Source organism: Streptomyces exfoliatus, assembly GCF_000725545.1.
Classification (GTDB): Bacteria; Actinomycetota; Actinomycetes; order Streptomycetales; family Streptomycetaceae; genus Streptomyces; species Streptomyces exfoliatus.
Genome location: NZ_JNZP01000006.1, coordinates 136,591 through 153,081 on the forward strand (window position 1 = coordinate 136,591; position 16,491 = coordinate 153,081).

Consider the following 16,491-nt stretch of genomic DNA (forward strand, 5'->3'; position numbering starts at 1 on the left):
CGATTCGCGGAGACGTGGAGCTCCCCTCGCCGGGGTCGACGCCGGCCCACGGAACCACCAACTCGGCTTGCCCCGGGCGCCGGTACGATTCGGGCGCGCCGACGGGCGGAACTTCGACTCGGCTTCGTTTCTCCCTCGATCACGAAGAGGCGAAACCGCCCCAGGCGTACACCCATGCGGGCCCTTTTCGACACCCCCATGGCGGAGGGCCGCCGCTGCCCGGGTCGGCCCCCGGCAACGCGGCGAGCATCACGAGGGCCGTGTCCGGGGTCGGCCTCGCACACCGGCGTCGACACGTGCGGGTGACACCGTCTGATTACGCCGTTCGACATGCGGCATAACGCCGAACTGGGCGGTGGACCTGCATGCCCCCCTCAAGGCACCCGCCGATCAGCCCAGCCTCCGAATTGCCTCCACGAAAACGACTACGTATGCCCATACTCTCGTTCTGCGTCTTACGGGATGACTCTGCTTTTCGGATCGTCAGGTCATTCCGCCATTCGACTGTCCGTGCGAGCGGATCTCGAGGCTATTCCGCTTCTCATTCCTGGAGAACACATGCGCGTTGTGGTGACCGGTGGCGGTGGTTTCCTTGGGTCACACCTGTGCGAGTCGCTTCTACGGCGCGGCGACTCCGTGGTGTGCCTCGACAATTTCTCGACGGGCGACCCCGAAAACATCGCCCCTCTCCTCACCCACCCGGCCTTCGAGTTCCAGCACGCCGACGTGAGCGTGTCCGTGGAGGTCGCCGGCCGCGTCGACGCCGTCGCGCACCTGGCATCCCCGGCCTCCCCGCCCGACTATCTGCGCCACCCGCTGGAGACACTCGCGGTCGGAAGCCGCGGCACCGAGAACGCCCTTCGCCTGGCCCTGCGTGACAGCGCGCGCTTCATCCTCGCGTCGACGAGCGAGATCTACGGCGATCCGCTGGTCCACCCGCAGGAGGAGACGTACTGGGGCAACGTCAACTCCATCGGCCCGCGCAGCGTCTACGACGAGGCGAAACGATACGCCGAGGCGGTCTCCGCCGCGTACCGCCGCACGCACGGAGTCGACGTCGGCATTGCCCGGATCTTCAACACCTACGGCCCCCGCATGCGCCCGCACGACGGCCGTGTGGTGTCCAGCTTCATCACCCAGGCCCTGACCGGCGAACCGCTCACCATCTACGGCGACGGCGGGCAGACCCGCAGCTTCTGCTACGTCGACGACCTGGTCCGCGGCCTGGTCGCACTCATCGACTCCTCCGAACCGGGACCCTTCAACCTCGGAAACCCGGTCGAGCGCACGGTGTCCGAACTCGCGGGCATCGTGCTGGAGATGACCGGCTCCTCCTCCGAGGTGAAGCACCACCCGCTGCCGGTCGACGACCCGGTCCGTCGCCGCCCGGTCATCACCCGCGCGCGCGAGGTACTGGGCTGGGAGCCGGAGATCGACATCACCGAGGGCCTGCGTCGCACCGTCGCGTACTTCGGCGCCCACGCGGATCGCCTGGCCGTCTCGGCCTCGGCGATCCGCGGCGGCCAGGAGGATGCGATCCCGCTGGCCGCGGCGATGCCGGAGCCCCTCGCGCCCCAGACGATCCCCGGCCCGGCCGGCGCCGCCCTCGGCGTGGCGTCCTCGGCGCCCGGGGCCACCGTCGCGGGTGGCTGATCCACGCGCCGCGGCAGGCCTCCCGCCGGTCCCGCCGCGGCCCCGAGTCCGTCGGGGCTCCTCACCCGGCCCCCTCACCCTGTCGCACCGCCTGGAGAACCTGCTGCCATGACGTCGTTGGAGCAAGGTCCCGCCCACGGGACCGGCACCGTCCAGGAACCCCCGCTCCTCTCACCGGCTCCCGGCTCGCCGGCGGAGTGGGAGGCGCTGGGCGCGGAGATCCACGCCCTGTCGAACGGCGCGGTGGCCTCCATCGGCCCGGACGGCCCCGTCCTCGCGCGCCCGGCACGCGGACTCACCACCCGCCCGTCCAGCTTCGTCCGGGCGTTCTCGCCCGCCAACCGCTTCCTGGTCGCGGTGCTGTCCCTCGGCTGGGCGGCCTGTCTCGTGTGGTTCTGGGTGTGGTGGCTCGAGCCGTCCCACCGCATCGGCTGGACCGGGATGGCGATCAACAGCGCCCTGCTGCTCTACCTGGCCTATCTGCCGGTGCACTTCCTCGTCGCGCTGATCCGGATGCGGCGCTTCGACCCGGCCGTCGAGGTGCCGGAGGTGCGCACCGCGTTCGTCGTCACCCGCGCCCCGTCCGAGCACTGGGACATCGCACGCACCACCTTGGAGGCGATGCTCGACCAGGACTACCCGTACGCCTACGACGTCTGGCTGTGCGACGAGGACCCCAGCGAGGAGATCGTCGACTGGTGCCGGGCCCATGGCGTCGGCGTCTCCTGCCGACGGGGCCGCGCCGACTACCACAGGGCCGACTGGCCGCGGCGCACCCGGTGCAAGGAGGGCAACCTCGCCTACTTCTACGACCACTGGGGCTACGAACGCTACGACGTCGTCGCCCAGCTCGACTGCGACCACGTGCCGCACCCGCGCTACCTCGCCGAGGTCGTCCGGCCCTTCGCCGACCCGGCCATCGGCTACGTCGCCGCCCCGAGCATCTGCGACGCCAACGCGGACCAGTCGTGGGCGGCCCGCGGCCGCCTGCAGCGAGAGGCGCTCTTCCACGGCCCCGTACAGCTCGGCTACTCCGCCGGACTCGCTCCGCTGTGCATCGGCTCCCACTACGCCGTCCGCACCGAGGCGCTGCGGGACATCGGCGGCCTCGGCCCGGAACTCGCGGAGGACTTCTCGACGTCGTTCCTGCTCAACTCGGCCGGCTGGCAGGGCGCGTTCGCGATCGACGCCGAGGCCCACGGGGACGGTCCGATCACCTTCGGCGCGATGATCACCCAGGAGTTCCAGTGGTCGCGCAGCCTGGCGGTGATGTTCTTCGGGATGCTGCCGCGTCACCTGAGCCGGATGCCCGGAAAGCTGCGGCTCCGCTTCTCCTGCGCGCTGCTGTACTACCCGCTGCTGGCCCTGACCACGGTGATCGGCGTCATGCTGCCGCCGATCGCGGCGCTCACCGGCGTTCCGTGGATCAACGTCAACTACTTCGAGTTCCTGGCCCGCTTCTGGACGATGTCCGTCTGGCTGATGCTGCTCACGCTGCTGTGCCGCCGGCTCGGTCTGCTGCGCCCCAAGGACTCGCCCGTGATCAGCTGGGAGATCTGGCTGTTCGGCCTGGCCCGCTGGCCGTACGTGGCCTGGGGCGTGGGGGCGGCCCTGATGCAGAAGCTGCGGCCCCGTCCGATCACCTTCAAGGTCACGCCGAAGGAACGCAACGGCCTCGAACCGCTGCCGCTGCGCGCCGTGGCGCCCTACCTGCTGATCACGCTGTTCCTGTCCGGTGCCGCCGTCGTCGGCCAGTTCACCGGCCCCGCCTTCGGCTACGTGTTCCTCTGCATCCTCGGCGCCCTCTCGTACGCGGCGGTGACCCTCGCGGTCTGCTCCCTGCACATCGGGGAGACGGCGCGCGCCGCCGGCGTCCGGCGGCGCCGGGCCCTGCGCACCGCTGCCGTCCCGCTCACCGCGGGGTTCCTGGCCCTGATTCCGCTGGCGCTCGCCGTCGGCGTCTTCCCCACCTACATCGCCGGCTTCTACGCCTGGTGACGGCCCCCGGGCCGATCGAGAAAAGAGGTCCCCCGTGCCCCAGACCGTCCTGGTCACCGGAGGCGCCGGTTTCATCGGCAGCCACACCTGTGTCGAGCTCCTCCGCGCCGGCCACGAGGTCGTCGTGCTCGATGACCACTCCAACAGCTCGCCCGAGGTCCTCGATCGGGTCGCGAAGATCGCGGGCCGCCCCATCGCGGCGGCCCACGTCGCGGACGTACGCGACCGGTCGGCCCTCGACACCGTCTTCTCGAGCCACCCGATCGACGCGGTGATCCACTTCGCCGCGAAGAAGGCCGTCGGCGAGTCGGTGCGGATCCCACTCGTGTACTACGACATCAATGTCGGCGGCACGACAGCCCTGGTCTCGGCCATGCACGACCACGGCGTGCACCGGCTGGTGTTCTCGTCCTCCTGCTCGATCTACGGCGACGTCACCACGGTCCCGCTGACCGAGGAGTCGCCGGCGGCGCCGACCAACCCGTACGCCACCACCAAGTGGACCTGCGAGCAGTTCCTCGCGGACGTCTGTCGTCACGTGCCCGAGCTCCGGGTACTCGCGCTGCGGTACTTCAACCCGGCCGGCGCCCACCCCACCGGGCTCCTCGGTGAGGACCCGAGCGGCGTGCCGAACAACATCATGCCGTTCCTCACCCAGATCGCCGTGGGCCGCCGCGAAGAACTCAGCGTCTTCGGCGACGACTTCCCCACCCCCGACGGCACCGGGATCCGCGACTACGTCCACGTCGTGGACGTCGCCGAGGGGCACCGCGCAGCCCTGGACCACATCGACGACGAGCCGGGCATGCGGGTCTTCAACCTCGGCACCGGGCGCGGCGCGTCCGTCCTGCAGCTCGTGCGCACCTTCGAGGAGGCGTCGGGGCGGCCGATCCCGCACCGTGTGACCGAGCGCCGCCCCGGCGACGTCGCCGAACTCGTCGCCGACCCCACGAAGGTCGCCGCGGCCTGGAACTGGACGGCGCGGCGCGACCTGGCCGCCATGTGCCGTGACGCGTGGACCTTCCAGCAGCAGAACCCGTACGGCTACGCGCCCTGACCCGTCGCGTCGTACACCCCACCCGCGTTCAGACAGGAGAACACCGCATGCGGTTGACCGTCATCGGAACGGGCTACCTGGGAGCTGTGCACGCCGCGTGCATGGCCGACATCGGGCACGACGTCCTCGGCGTGGACGTCGACGCCGAGAAGATCGCGGCCCTCGCCGAGGGCCGTCCCCCCTTCTACGAACCCGGCTTCGACGAAGTCCTCACCCGGGCCCTCGACTCCGGACGACTGCGCTTCGGCACCAGCCTGCGGGAAGCGGCGGTGCACGGCGAGGTCCACTTCATCTGCGTGGGCACTCCGCAGCAGGCCGGGTCCCACGCGGCCGACCTGCGGTACGTCGACGCCGTCGTCGACGGGCTCGTGCCACACCTGCCGGCCTCGTGTCTGGTGGTCGGCAAGTCCACCGTGCCGGTGGGCACCACCGCGCGCCTGACCGCCCGGATCGCGGGGATCGTCCCGGCGGGCGTACGGGCCGACGTGGCGTGGAACCCGGAGTTCCTTCGGGAGGGCTACGCGGTCGAGGACACCTTGCGGCCGGACCGGATCGTCGTCGGCACGGTCGGCCGGGAGTCGGACGAGACGCTGCGCCGGTTGTACGCCCCGATGCTGGACGCGGGCGTCCCGTACATCGGCACCGATCCGAGCACGGCCGAGTTGGTGAAGGTCGCGGCCAACTCCTTCCTCGCCACGAAGATCTCCTTCATCAACGCGATGGCCGAGGTCTGCGACGCCGCGGGCGCGGACGTGGTCACCCTCGCCGACGCCCTCGGCCACGACACCCGGATCGGCCGGCGGTTCCTCAACGCCGGCCTCGGCTTCGGCGGCGGCTGCCTGCCCAAGGACATCCGGGCGTTCACCGCCCGCGCCCAGGAGCTCGGCGTCGGCCCCGCGGTGGCCTTCCTGGACCAGGTCGACGAGATCAACGAACGGCAGCGGACGCGGACCGTCGCCCTCGCGCGTCAGCTGGCCGGGGGCGACCTGACCAACCGCCGGGTGACCGTTCTGGGCGCCACCTTCAAGCCGAACAGCGACGACGTGCGTGACTCGCCGGCGCTGGCGGTGGCGGCGGAACTGCACCGACAGGGCGCCGACATCCGAGTGCACGACCCGGAGGGGACCACGAACGCGCGCCGCAGCCACCCGGAACTGCGTTGCGAGACCGATCTCCTGACGGCCTGCCAGGGAGCGGAGCTCGTTCTGCATCTCACCGAGTGGGGGCAGTACCGCGAGCTGGACCCCGTGAAGCTGGCGCGGGTGGTCCGCAAGTCGGTTCTCGTCGACGCGCGCAACGCGCTGGCGCACGACGAGTGGCGGGCCGCCGGCTGGACCGTGAAGGCGCTCGGCCGTCCGGCGCCGACGGACCGGCCTCCGGCCGCGCGGGCGGGGAAGCCGCTGCGGGCCACGATCGCCTCGCCGGCCGTCGAGACGGGCCACACCGACCTCCCGTCCCCGGCGCTGCCGACCGGCAGGGCCTAGGCTGTGTCCGGAAAGTCATGGGAGCGTACCCGGAGGCAGGCGAGTGTGACCGTGGCTTGGCAGGAATGGACGGCTCGTTTGTCGTAGCGGGTGCCAGGGCCCGGTTCCGGTCGCGTAGCCGATCACATTGCGGCGCCGGCAGGCGGCCCGGTCGAGACGGCAGAGCGGCTCGCCGCGACGGATACGCCCGTTGATCTGGTCGATCCCGTCGGGCAGCGTGCGGGCGACGGCGCGTCGCCCCGGGCATGCGCGGCTCCCGGCGGCGGAGCAGCCACCCTTGAGGCCGCCCCCAGCACGCCGGCGCCGCTCCGCCCGCCCGGTTCTCGACCGGGCGGGCGGAGCGGCGCCATGACACGTCCGGTCGCCTAGAACAGGACGTCGCGCGGCAATGCGCCGAAGAGATCGACGGGAGCCGGCGCGCGCCGGCTCCGGAACTTCGATGTCCGGCTCAGAGCGCGGGGGCTACTGCGCGGCGCCGGGCCGCAGGGCGTTCGGGAGCCGGTTGCCGAAGTAGTCGACGGGGCCCGCGTCGGCACCCGAGGCCTGCGGGCCCATGCTCACGGACGCGTCGTCCTCGCAGCGCGGCACCAGGTTCTCGGCCCCGGCCGGGTCCGTGACGGGTACGGTCATGGCGCGCAGGCACGGGTCGACGCCGGTGCCGGTCGGTTCACCGTCGAGGAGCTCCTGGCCGGAGGCGGTACGCCAGTCGGCGAGGTCGCCGAAGCGCCTGCTCCCCCAGGTCAGGGACCAGGGGCCCATGCTGTGGTAGACGTTGCCCCGCAGCTGGTGCGTGCCGGGAAGGTACGACGACTCGGCCTCGATCAGGGGTCCTCCGTCGGTGGCGAGGATGTTGTCGTGGACGCTCACGCCGCTCATGCCGTCCCGCAGCCGCAGCGCCGGGGGCCGGTCTCCCGCCGTCTGCGCGGAGGAAAGATCCCGCGTCCGCATCACGACCGTGTTGTTGTAGATGTCCAGGTTCTTCATCCGGGAGCCGTAGGCGACGATGCCGCCGTACTCGGGGAGCTTCCGCGCGTCGTCCCAGCTCATGTTGAAACGGACGACGTTGTCCCGGTGGGCGCCGGTTGCCTGTCCGGAGTAGACGAGGAACCCCGGCCCGTCGTTGCCGTAGGCGAGGTTGTACTGCATGACCGAGTGGGACACGTTGTTGTCGAGGCCGAAGCCGCCGCCGTCCACCCGGGATCCGGTCCGGTTCCGATAGGAGCGGTTGTTCTCCAGCACCACGGCGGTGGAGTCGTACACCCAGATGCCCTCGGGACCCTCATCGGCGTCGGGCGAGGAGCGTGCGCCGTTGTCGTGAGCCACCGAGCGCAGCACCTTCGCGTCCCGGACGCTGCCGAGGGTGATGCCGCTTCCGGTGTTGCGCTTGTGGCTGGCCGGGTCGCCGGTGTTGGAGGCCGCCGTGACCCGCTCGATCCGCAGCCCGGAATGCGCGTAGACCGGGTTGTCCGCCTCGAACTCCGGTCCGTAGAAGGCGAGTCCGGCCTCCAGGTTGTGGTGCACGGAGACGTCACTGATGCGCACGTCACTGTAGCCCGTGACCGCGTCGCCGTCCGCACCGACGCTGATCCCGTTCTGGAAGCCCCGCGCCTCCACGTTCGCGATCCTGACGTGGGCGAGCCTCCGCTTCCCGGGGCGGGTGGCACGGAAGGCAATCCCGACCCCTTCGCGCAGTGCCATGCGGTCGCCGACCAGTGCGATGTTCCTGATCTCCACACCGGCGGTGTCGTGCACGGTGATGCCGGAGGTACCTCGGGGCGCAATCGTGGCCCGGCCCGGGCCGTACGACTCGATCACCACCGGCCGCGCCGCGCTGCCGGCCTCGCCCTCCTCCAGGGTGACAGTGCCCCGGAACCGCTCGCCACCCTTGAGCCGGAGCCTGTCACCGGGCCGGAACTTCGCCGTGTTCGCGTGGTCCAGGGTCCGCCAGGGCTTCTCCGGCGACATGCCGTCGTTCTCGTCGTCGCCGTCCGGACTCACATAGAAGGTGAACGGACCACCGCTCGCGGGGCGGGCAGGCCGGTAGACCCCCGGCACATCACACCCCGTGAGCAGCAGGAGCACCATGGCCGAGACTCCCGCCGCGGCCCTCGTCGTCCGGCTCCGCTTCACCGCGTTCACGCGTACCCCCTGGGGACGTTATAGCGCCATATAGGACATATGAAGCAGCAGCCTGCCAGAATAGGGACATACGAAACGCCGACGAACGCGCGGCATCCGAGTCACGTGTGAAGCGTGACGGGACGGCGGCGATGGCCGGGCGGCACAGAGCGACAGCCAGACGGGCGTACTCCGCGCGGTCGCGCGGAGGGATTCCGATCCGGCGTTCGACCGGGGGTCATGTCGAGGCCGTCGTACGGGTGGCCCTCGCAGCCGTCGTGTGTGACGCAGTCCCACCGTGCGGTGAACGGCGCCGACCGGGGGGGGCGGAGAACGGCCTCGATCGCCGCGTGCCACGCGTTTCGCAGCGCGGTGGTCGCGGACCGGGGAGGCCACGGCGTCGTCGGCCCGCGACAGGCCGCCTCCGATCACGACGAGGTCGGGGTTGACGGTGAGGATCAGGGCGGCGAGCCCTCCGACGTCGACCCGCTCTCGTCACAGCTTCGCTCGGCGATCACGCCGGCTGCGTCGGCGCCGCAGTGCTCGCGATGCGTCCTTGGCATGATTCAGTGGGCAGCGGGGGCCTTCGAAGCGTTCGGCACCACTCCCGATCACGTTCCCGTGACATCCCGGTGGCAGAGTTCTAGCCTGGACGGATGCAGGGTGATCTGATCACGCTGTGCCTCGCCGGCGACGTGATGCTCGGACGGGGGGTCGACCAGATACTTCCCCACCCCGGTGACCCCGCGCTGGCGGAGACGTACCTTCGTGACGCCCGCTCCTACGTCGAGCTGGCGGAGGCCGCGAACGGCCCGATTCCCCGCCCGGTCGACTTCTCCTGGCCCTGGGGCGACACACTGAGGATCCTCGACCAGGCCGCGCCCGACGCCGTGGTGCTCAACCTGGAGACCAGCATCACGCGGAGCGACGACTTCGCACCGGACAAGGCGGTCCACTACCGCATGCATCCCGCCAACCTGCCCTGCCTGGCCGCCGCCCGTCCCGACGTGTGCGTCCTGGCGAACAACCACGTCCTCGACTTCGGCCGCCGCGGGCTCGCGGAGACCCTCGACGCACTGGAGGGCGCCGGATTCGCCTCAGCGGGGGCAGGACGCGACGCGGACGGCGCCCGGCGGCCGGCGAGCATCCCCGTCGAGGGCGGCCGTCGCCGGATCCTGGTCCACTCCTTCGGCATGCCGTCCAGCGGAATCCCGCCGAGCTGGGCCGCCACGGCCGACCGAAGCGGGATCGACTACGTGTCCGAGGCCTCGGAGACCGCGGCAGCCGCGGTGGTCGCCCGGATCCGGCAGACGCGACGACCGGGCGACATCGTCGTCGTCTCGGTCCACTGGGGTTCCAACTGGGGCTACACCGTCCCCCACGACCAGGTCCGCTTCGCGCACGCGCTCGTCGACGGCGGCGCGGACGTGGTCCACGGGCATTCCTCGCACCATCCCCGGCCGCTGGAGCTGTACCGGGGCAGGCTCATCGCCTACGGCTGCGGCGACCTGGTCAACGACTACGAGGGCATCACCGGATACGACAAGTACCGGGACGACCTGCGACTGCTCTACCTCCCCTCGCTCGAGCCCGACACCGGCAGGCTCCGCGCACTGCGCATCGCGCCCCTCCAGAGCCGGCGCATGCGGCTTCACAGGGCGTCGGTGGAAGACTGCCGGTGGCTTCAGGAGACCCTGAGCCGGCTCGGCCGCGGCTTCGGCCCGCGCGTCTCGTACGACCCGGACGGCGGCACCCTCACCTTCGACGTCGACGGTCCGCCCGTCCACAAGGACGCCCGGTCGGCATGCTGAGCGGCGGGGACCGGGGGTCCTCGCAAGGTCGGGGCCCATGTGGGGTCAGGCGTACGGGGAGACCGTCAGAGGGCGCAGAGGGCGTCGATGGCAGCGTTGGTCAGGTTCGCCACTCCGGCCCCCGCAGGGCAGGCCATGTTGTACTGGTTGGTCGCGACGGCGGCCTGGGCGCCGTCCTCACGGGTGAGGACGGCGGTGTAGTAACCGTAGACGGCGCCGCCCTTCGTCCAGACCTTGCCGCAGGCGCCCGGGCCGTTCACCACTTCGTGGGCGAGCCCGAAGGACAAGTTGGCCTGGTCGGGGTAGGGGACGAGGGTCTTGAGCTGATCCGTCATCGCCGGGGAGAGCAGGGTGCCGTCGAGCAGCGCTTCGTGGAGAGCCGCCAGGTCGTCGAGGGTGGACACCATCGCGCCCGCCGCACCGGAGAACTGGACGTTCAGGGTGGTGACGTCGACGTAGGGGCGCTCGCCCCAGTAGTAGAGGGGAACGGCGTATCCCCGGACGTGGTTGCCGTACAGCTTCGGATCCGACGTGGGGTAACTCGTGCCGGTGAGGCCCAGCCGGTCGATGAGGCGGGTCTGCACCTCGACAGCCGGCTCGTTGCCCGTCACCGAGCTTTGTCGGGTTGTTGTACGCGTCGACGGTGACCCTGTCGAGGCATTCGGGGACGCCTGAGGTGTGGTTCAGCAGCTGGCGGATCTTGATCTTCTTGCCGTCGTTGCCGTTCCCGGTCACCACGCCCGGCAGCCACCGGTCCACGGTGTCGTCGAGCGACAGCGAGCCCTGATCGGCCAACATCATGGTGAAGGCGCCGATGAACGGCTTGGTGTTGCCCCCGATGCGCACCTGCGCCTTCGGATCCATGGGTGTCCGGGTGGCCCGGTCGTCGACACCCGCTGTCAGGTACCGGCTCGCCCCGTCCTTGCGGAGCAGCGCCGTGGCGCCCGGCAGCGACCGCCGCATCGAGTCCGTCCTGCATCACCGAGTCGGCCGTCTCGGTCGGCGCACCGTGAACGGACCCGGCAGCCGTGACCGTGAGCGCGACCGCCACGGCAAGGGCCGCGCCAACCTTGCGTGTGAGCAACGAAATAGCCATCGTACGAGTGTGGTCGCAGCCGATCGCCACGGGACAGCCGATGCGCAGCCGCGGCTGGAGCAAGCGGCGCAAACCGCGGAGAGCCTAGGCTCCAGCAGCCCGAGGGCGCTTCGACCGGCCCGCCGTGCCATCCGGCTACAGTAGGTGAGCCCGTTGAGTGGCATAGCGAATCCGTGCAGAGAGGGGCAGCGGGGAATGAGTGTGGTGGAGAGCTGGTCCCGCGTAATGGATCTCCTCCGGGAGCATGCTCCGGCCGATCACGCGGACCTGCCCGGCCCGGCCTCGGAGCCGGTACTCGCGGCCGCCGAGGGGCGCATGGGTGTCTCGTTGCCTCAGGACCTGCGGGCGTGGCTGCTGCAGAACAACCTGGATCTTCCCGAGGACGAGGTGGACGACGACGTCGCCTGCTGCGGTTACGACGGGTTCCCGGACGAGGGGAGCTTCTTTCTGGGCATCCGGGCGATGGAGAAGCTCTACGCGAACCACCCCTTGGCCGGTGGGGGCGAATGGCGCGAGGAGTGGATCCCGTTCCTGTCGGATCAGGACGGCTGGACGGGGCGGTTCATCGATGCGAAGGACGGACGTATCGGCAGGTGGTTCGTGGGTGAGCCCACGCTCACCGGCGAGTACGTGTCATTGGCCCACTACTTCGACTCCGTGGCGGAGATGCTGACGAGGATCGGCGCGGGGGACTATCCGGCCTGTTCCGTCGCAGATGGGCGACTTGTCTGGTTGTGAGGCCGCGACCCCGTGAAACACAAGTGCCCCCCGGAACCGAAGATCGGCCGGGGGGCACTTCTCATGGTCCGGTTACGGAGTGGGTGCGGTGAATCCGTCGAGGTCGACCCAGTAGCCGTCGTCCTCCATCAAGCGCTGTTCCTTGATGAAGTCGCCGAACGGCCGCATCGACTGGGTGTTCTGCCAGTTCGACATCGAAGACCGGCCACACGGCTCGTTCCACGTCGGTGGCGTGGCACTCGGGCGCAGGCGGAGCGTCATGGTGTCGTCGGGGTTGCGCGCGACATAGGTCTGGATGCACTCCGCGCCGCTGTAACCGACGGGGTTGGGGCCCGCCGAGTTTCCGGCGCTCTGGGCGGCGTTGGCGAACACGAACTCGTCACAGCTCTTCGAGTCGGTGCGCGGCTCCCCTGCGTCAAGGGACCACTTGTCACTGAACAGACCGGTGCCGCTGTAGGCCTTCCACTTCCTGCCGCAGATGAGCTGACGGTTGCGATCCGACTGGATCTTGCCGGAGCCGTCGACGGACATCTTGTTGCCCAGGTAGGTGAGCGACTTGCCGCTGCTGCGCTGACCCCACTTGATGTTGGTCTTGCGCCACATCATGTCGATGTGTGCCGCGGCCCCGGGGAACTTCTTGGAGTTCATGACGTACGTCGGCTTGTAGCCGGAGAACACGCAGCCGGTACCCGCGCTGGACACCTCGGTGTCGCAGCGGATGTTCAGCTTTGCGCTCTCGAATTCGGACGGATTCACGACATAAGTGCTGTTGACTTTACCGCCGAGAGACAGGTACGGCATGATCGAGTTCTTGGTGGCGCCGCTGGGCGACCACTTGAACCGCGTGGTGACGGTCCGCAGGAGCGTGTCGCCCCTGGCGAAGGTCTTCGACCCGTTCCAGTCGACGCTGGTGACGTCGCAGTAACCGCGGCACTTGGCCTCGAAGTCGAACGTGGCGGTGTTCACCGAACCGTCCATCGACTTCAGCCGGATATCGGCGACCTGTGAGAACTCGCCACTCTTCGGGTCGAGGTAGTACGTCATGTAGAGGTCGAAAGCCGCGCTTCCGACCGGAACGGTGTTCGCGTACTCCGTCATCCCGTAGTCGCTGTGGATACAGGCGGTGGTGCGCTTGCGGGTGAGGGAGTGGTTGGTCGTCGAGCATGTCGCGGTGCTCGTGGCGGCCATCGCCCTCGGCGCCACCGTGGCGGTCTTCGCCGAGGAGCTGCGGGCCGCGGAGAAGGTGCCGTTGGTGATGTCCTCCTCCGGCTCGACCGGCGCAGGATCCGGAGCGGTCGGGTCGGCTGTCATACTGCCGGTCAGCGCCTGACCTTCGTACGTACCCGGTACGAACGCCAGCGCGTCGAAGGCGATGTCGGCAGAACCGTTGCCGCCGTTGAAGTTGTCCAGCCGCACCTCGGGGATCTGGTCACCGAATTCATAGGCGCCCAGGTCCACCCACTTGTTGGCCTGGTTCGCCGTCTGCGAGATCGTCGCCTCCTCTTCCCCTTCGGGCGTCTGGATCCGGTACACGGCGTTGGAGGTCTGCGCCCCGTGGTCGGGGATGTGCGCGAAGATCTTCGCCTGGCGCGTGGTGTTGGTCAGCGGAGCGTTCAGCTTCCACGTGCCGGTCACCTTCAGACGCTCGGCGTTGGCCGGGTTCGACTCTGGGGAGCGGGTGTGCGTGAACCAGAAGTGGTTTCCGTAGCCCGCACCGATCTGATGCGTGTCGATCTTCCCCGGATACGTGGTGACGGTGGTCGGGTTGTCCGTACCGTCGTTGGTGAGATCCATCTGGGTGTCCCACGGGACATACGTGAAGTTAAATGTGCCGCTGGATTTCACCGCCCCGCATCCCCGCTTGGCGTCCACGCCGGCGGGTATGGTCCCGTCCGCCAGATCGTCGACCACCAGGGCGCCGGCGGGCAGAGCCGTGGTGGCGCAGTTCGGCGGGTAGGAGCCGGCATCCGGCTGCTCGCCGTAGGACGTCGGGAAGCGGTGCACACCGTTGCCGCACTTGGCCCCCGTGGTGCAGTTCTTCCACTGCGCTTCGGTGACCGGCTGGTTCCACCAGCAGTGCAGCCAGTGCGGGTTGGTCTTGCTGTCGCCCGCGTCCAGGGTGCAGGCACCCCGGCCCTGGTCGTTGGAGTCGTTGTCGCCGATCTTGGCCGGGTTGCAGTTGTTCGACGCGTTGCAGAACAGGTCGACCGGAGGCTTGGCGCTCGCGCGGTCCGCGTTGGTGGTCCACCATGCGCCCTTATAGCCCGCCTGGAAGTTGCCGGGAGCGAACATTGCTGAGATCGGGCGCGCCGCCCAGCCGATCACCTTCTCCTGGTACGGCCAGTCCTGCGGGTGCGCGGCGTGGCTGTAGTCGTCCTTGGAGGAGTCGGTGGCGTGCTGGAGGAACGGCACGCGGTTGGCCTTCCACAGGGGGTTGGCCGGGTTGTTGGTCCAGCCGACGCCCCAGTGTCCCTGGGAGTCCGCGGTGTTGTAGAAGCCGGAGTTGTACGCCCACAGGGCGAAGAACCAGTTCTCGATCCACTTGGGGTGGCCGCCGTTGATCTTCATCCCGGCGTTGTACGTCTGGTTCCACTTCTCCGACAGGATCCGCACGCCGGCCGCCACGTTCGCGGTGTAGTCCAGCGCGACCGCTTCCTGGGCGACCGTGGACAGGGCGGTCTCGCCCGGCTTGGTCTTGCCCGCCAGGCGCATGCCGTCGGTGGCCTGGGTGATGCCGTAACCGCAGTCGGCGTCGGCCCAGTTGATGCGCCACGGGTCGAGCTGCTCCCCGGAGGCGGCGTAGTCGACGCCGTAGTAGTTTCCGATCAGCGAGTTGGCGGTGACACCGGGCACGGCGAAGCGGGTGGCCTGCCACATGTTGGATTCCTGCGCGGTGATGCCCAGCATCACCTGTGCGGGAATGTGCCACTTGTCGGTGACGTCGGGGTCCTCGTTGTCGAGCTTGCCGTTGGGGTCACCCGCGAGAACGGTCGGCGGGAACAGGCCCTGGGGCTGGTAACCGCCGGCGATTCCGGTGTTCTTCCAGTTGCTGTCGCGGTAGAAGTTCAGCTCACCGACGACGGCCTGGTCCACGGCCCATTCGACCTGGCGCGGTGTGGGCTGGAACGCCTGCTTCTTCACGTCGTTGCGGGCCACCGCGCAGTAGCGTTCCCCGGTGCTCTCGCTCGGGTTGTCGGCCTGCGCGGTGAGGGCCTGGGTCCGGACGGTCTGCGTGGACAGGCCGTCCGTGCTCTCCTTGCCCGTGTCCGGGCCGGAGTCGACCGAGCCTCCGGTGGTGAGAGCGGGGGACAGGGCGTGCCCCTGTGCCTCGTCGCCCACGCGGTGCGCGCCGGGGCGCAGGTCGAGGGTTACGGACTTGCCCGAGTCCAGCATGCGCAGGGCCGTACGGGCGGGGCGCGGCTTGGCGGCGTCCTCCGGGTTGACCAGGGTGGTCCTCCCATCGGACCAGGTGGTGGTCAGGGCCGCCTGGGCGTGGCTGGAGATCGCCGCGCCCTGGGGGAGCTTGCCGGGGTTGTGCACCCGCTTGGGCAGGGCCTTGGACGTGGCGTCACCGGTGACGAACACCTCGCCGCGTGCCGAGCGGGTCAGGTCCCAGGCGTGCAGCCCGCCGGAGGCGACGGTGACGGGGTCGGTCTTCTTGCCCTGCCTCACCTTCGTACGGTCCAGGTGCTTGGCCCAGGCGGCCGGCTTGACGGACGCTTTCTTGTCCAACTCGCGGTCGATGAAGGTGATACCGCCGTCGGCGTCGGCGGTGATCTGGAACGGCACCGTGGTGGTGGACGCCAGGGTCTTCTCTGCCGTGCCGTTGATCCGTACCAGCTTGTTGCCGTGGGCGGCGACGATGCCCGCGTTGGTGGGGATCGCCGAGGTGATCTGGCCGGCGAGCGTGACCGGCTTCGACTCCTTGCCGGTGGCCGCGTCGACGGTGATCAGACGGGTCTGCTGCTTGTCGTCACCGTCGTGGGTGAGCTGGGTGAACACCGCCTGATCGCCCTGGCCGCAGCCGGGCGAGAAGTAGGCGAGCGACGACTGGAACGGCAGTTTGGTGACCTCGCCCGAGGTCAGGTCGACCACCGCGGTGAAGGCACCGCGCACCATCAGCTCGGGCTTGTTGGTGAACATCCGCGGCGCGTACGAGACGGCCGCGTACGTGCCGGACTCGGTGACGCAGTGGTTGCCGATCCAGGTGTCCGAGGCGAAACCGTCCTCGAACAGGCTGGCCACCGTACGGAGTTGGTAGCCGTCCTTCTCCTTGCCCGCAAGGAGGTGGAAGCCGGTGCCGTCACCGGTCGCGGTGACCGCGGTGTCCGCGGACTTCTCGTAGCCCTTGCCGAGCAGGCCGGCGCGGTCCTTCGCGGGGATCGCGGAGGGCTTGAGGGAGAGCTTCTTCTGCTGCTGGGTGGTGTCGCTCCACCCTTGCGCCGCGCCCTTGGGCGGCTTTGGTGCCTCGGCCTGCGCGGGCAGGCTCAGGGGTACCGCCAGCGCGGTGGCCACCACAAGGGTGACCGGCACGCG

Annotated in this window: 9 protein-coding genes and 1 pseudogene; 6 read left to right on the forward strand and 4 right to left on the reverse strand. The window is 69.7% G+C overall.

Annotated elements, in window-relative coordinates; all coding sequences use genetic code 11:
• Positions 1-558: 558 nt before the first annotated feature.
• The 4 genes from IO20_RS0109540 to IO20_RS0109555 all read left to right on the forward strand — a co-directional run bounded on the left by IO20_RS0109540 (position 559) and on the right by IO20_RS0109555 (position 6,192).
• Positions 559-1,653, forward strand: coding sequence for a UDP-glucuronic acid decarboxylase family protein (locus IO20_RS0109540; RefSeq protein WP_030550782.1), 1,095 nt, complete (start codon positions 559-561; stop codon positions 1,651-1,653).
• Positions 1,654-1,761: 108 nt separating this feature from the next.
• A complete protein-coding gene (locus IO20_RS0109545) occupies positions 1,762-3,651 on the forward strand; it encodes a glycosyltransferase family 2 protein (RefSeq protein ID WP_030550784.1) in 1,890 nt (629 codons plus the stop codon).
• 34 nt (positions 3,652-3,685) lie between these two features.
• Complete coding sequence (galE, locus tag IO20_RS0109550) at positions 3,686-4,708, forward strand: UDP-glucose 4-epimerase GalE (RefSeq protein WP_030550785.1); 1,023 nt, start codon at positions 3,686-3,688, stop codon at positions 4,706-4,708.
• 47 nt (positions 4,709-4,755) lie between these two features.
• Positions 4,756-6,192 carry a UDP-glucose dehydrogenase family protein gene (locus IO20_RS0109555; protein ID WP_030550786.1) on the forward strand — a complete coding sequence of 479 codons (1,437 nt, stop codon included), beginning with the start codon at positions 4,756-4,758 and terminating at the stop codon, positions 6,190-6,192.
• 462 nt (positions 6,193-6,654) lie between these two features.
• Here the strand turns inward: IO20_RS0109555 and IO20_RS0109560 are convergent, their stop codons facing one another.
• Positions 6,655-8,331: a right-handed parallel beta-helix repeat-containing protein gene (locus tag IO20_RS0109560; RefSeq protein ID WP_245684909.1), complete on the reverse strand. Its 1,677-nt coding sequence runs from the start codon at positions 8,329-8,331 to the stop codon at positions 6,655-6,657.
• Between the two features lie 635 nt (positions 8,332-8,966).
• On the opposite strand from IO20_RS0109560, the gene IO20_RS0109570 reads away from it, so the two are divergent.
• On the forward strand, positions 8,967-10,121 hold the full coding sequence (locus IO20_RS0109570; protein ID WP_051874502.1) for a CapA family protein: 1,155 nt from the start codon (positions 8,967-8,969) through the stop codon (positions 10,119-10,121).
• Positions 10,122-10,186: 65 nt separating this feature from the next.
• Here the strand turns inward: IO20_RS0109570 and IO20_RS41970 are convergent, their stop codons facing one another.
• Together IO20_RS41970 and IO20_RS42295 are read right to left on the reverse strand one after the other, a co-directional pair.
• Positions 10,187-10,732, reverse strand: coding sequence for a serine hydrolase (locus tag IO20_RS41970; RefSeq protein ID WP_030550790.1), 546 nt, complete (start codon positions 10,730-10,732; stop codon positions 10,187-10,189).
• Between the two features lie 34 nt (positions 10,733-10,766).
• Positions 10,767-11,084: pseudogene (locus IO20_RS42295) on the reverse strand (serine hydrolase domain-containing protein); the annotation flags it as partial.
• A gap of 328 nt (positions 11,085-11,412) precedes the next feature.
• Between IO20_RS42295 and IO20_RS0109585 the strand changes: the two are divergent.
• Positions 11,413-11,955, forward strand: coding sequence for an SMI1/KNR4 family protein (locus tag IO20_RS0109585; RefSeq protein WP_030550791.1), 543 nt, complete (start codon positions 11,413-11,415; stop codon positions 11,953-11,955).
• Positions 11,956-12,027: 72 nt separating this feature from the next.
• Here IO20_RS0109585 and IO20_RS0109590 read toward each other — a convergent pair whose 3' ends face one another.
• Positions 12,028-16,473, reverse strand: a complete 4,446-nt coding sequence (locus tag IO20_RS0109590) for a hypothetical protein (protein ID WP_051874507.1) — start codon at positions 16,471-16,473, stop codon at positions 12,028-12,030.
• Positions 16,474-16,491 lie beyond the last annotated feature (18 nt).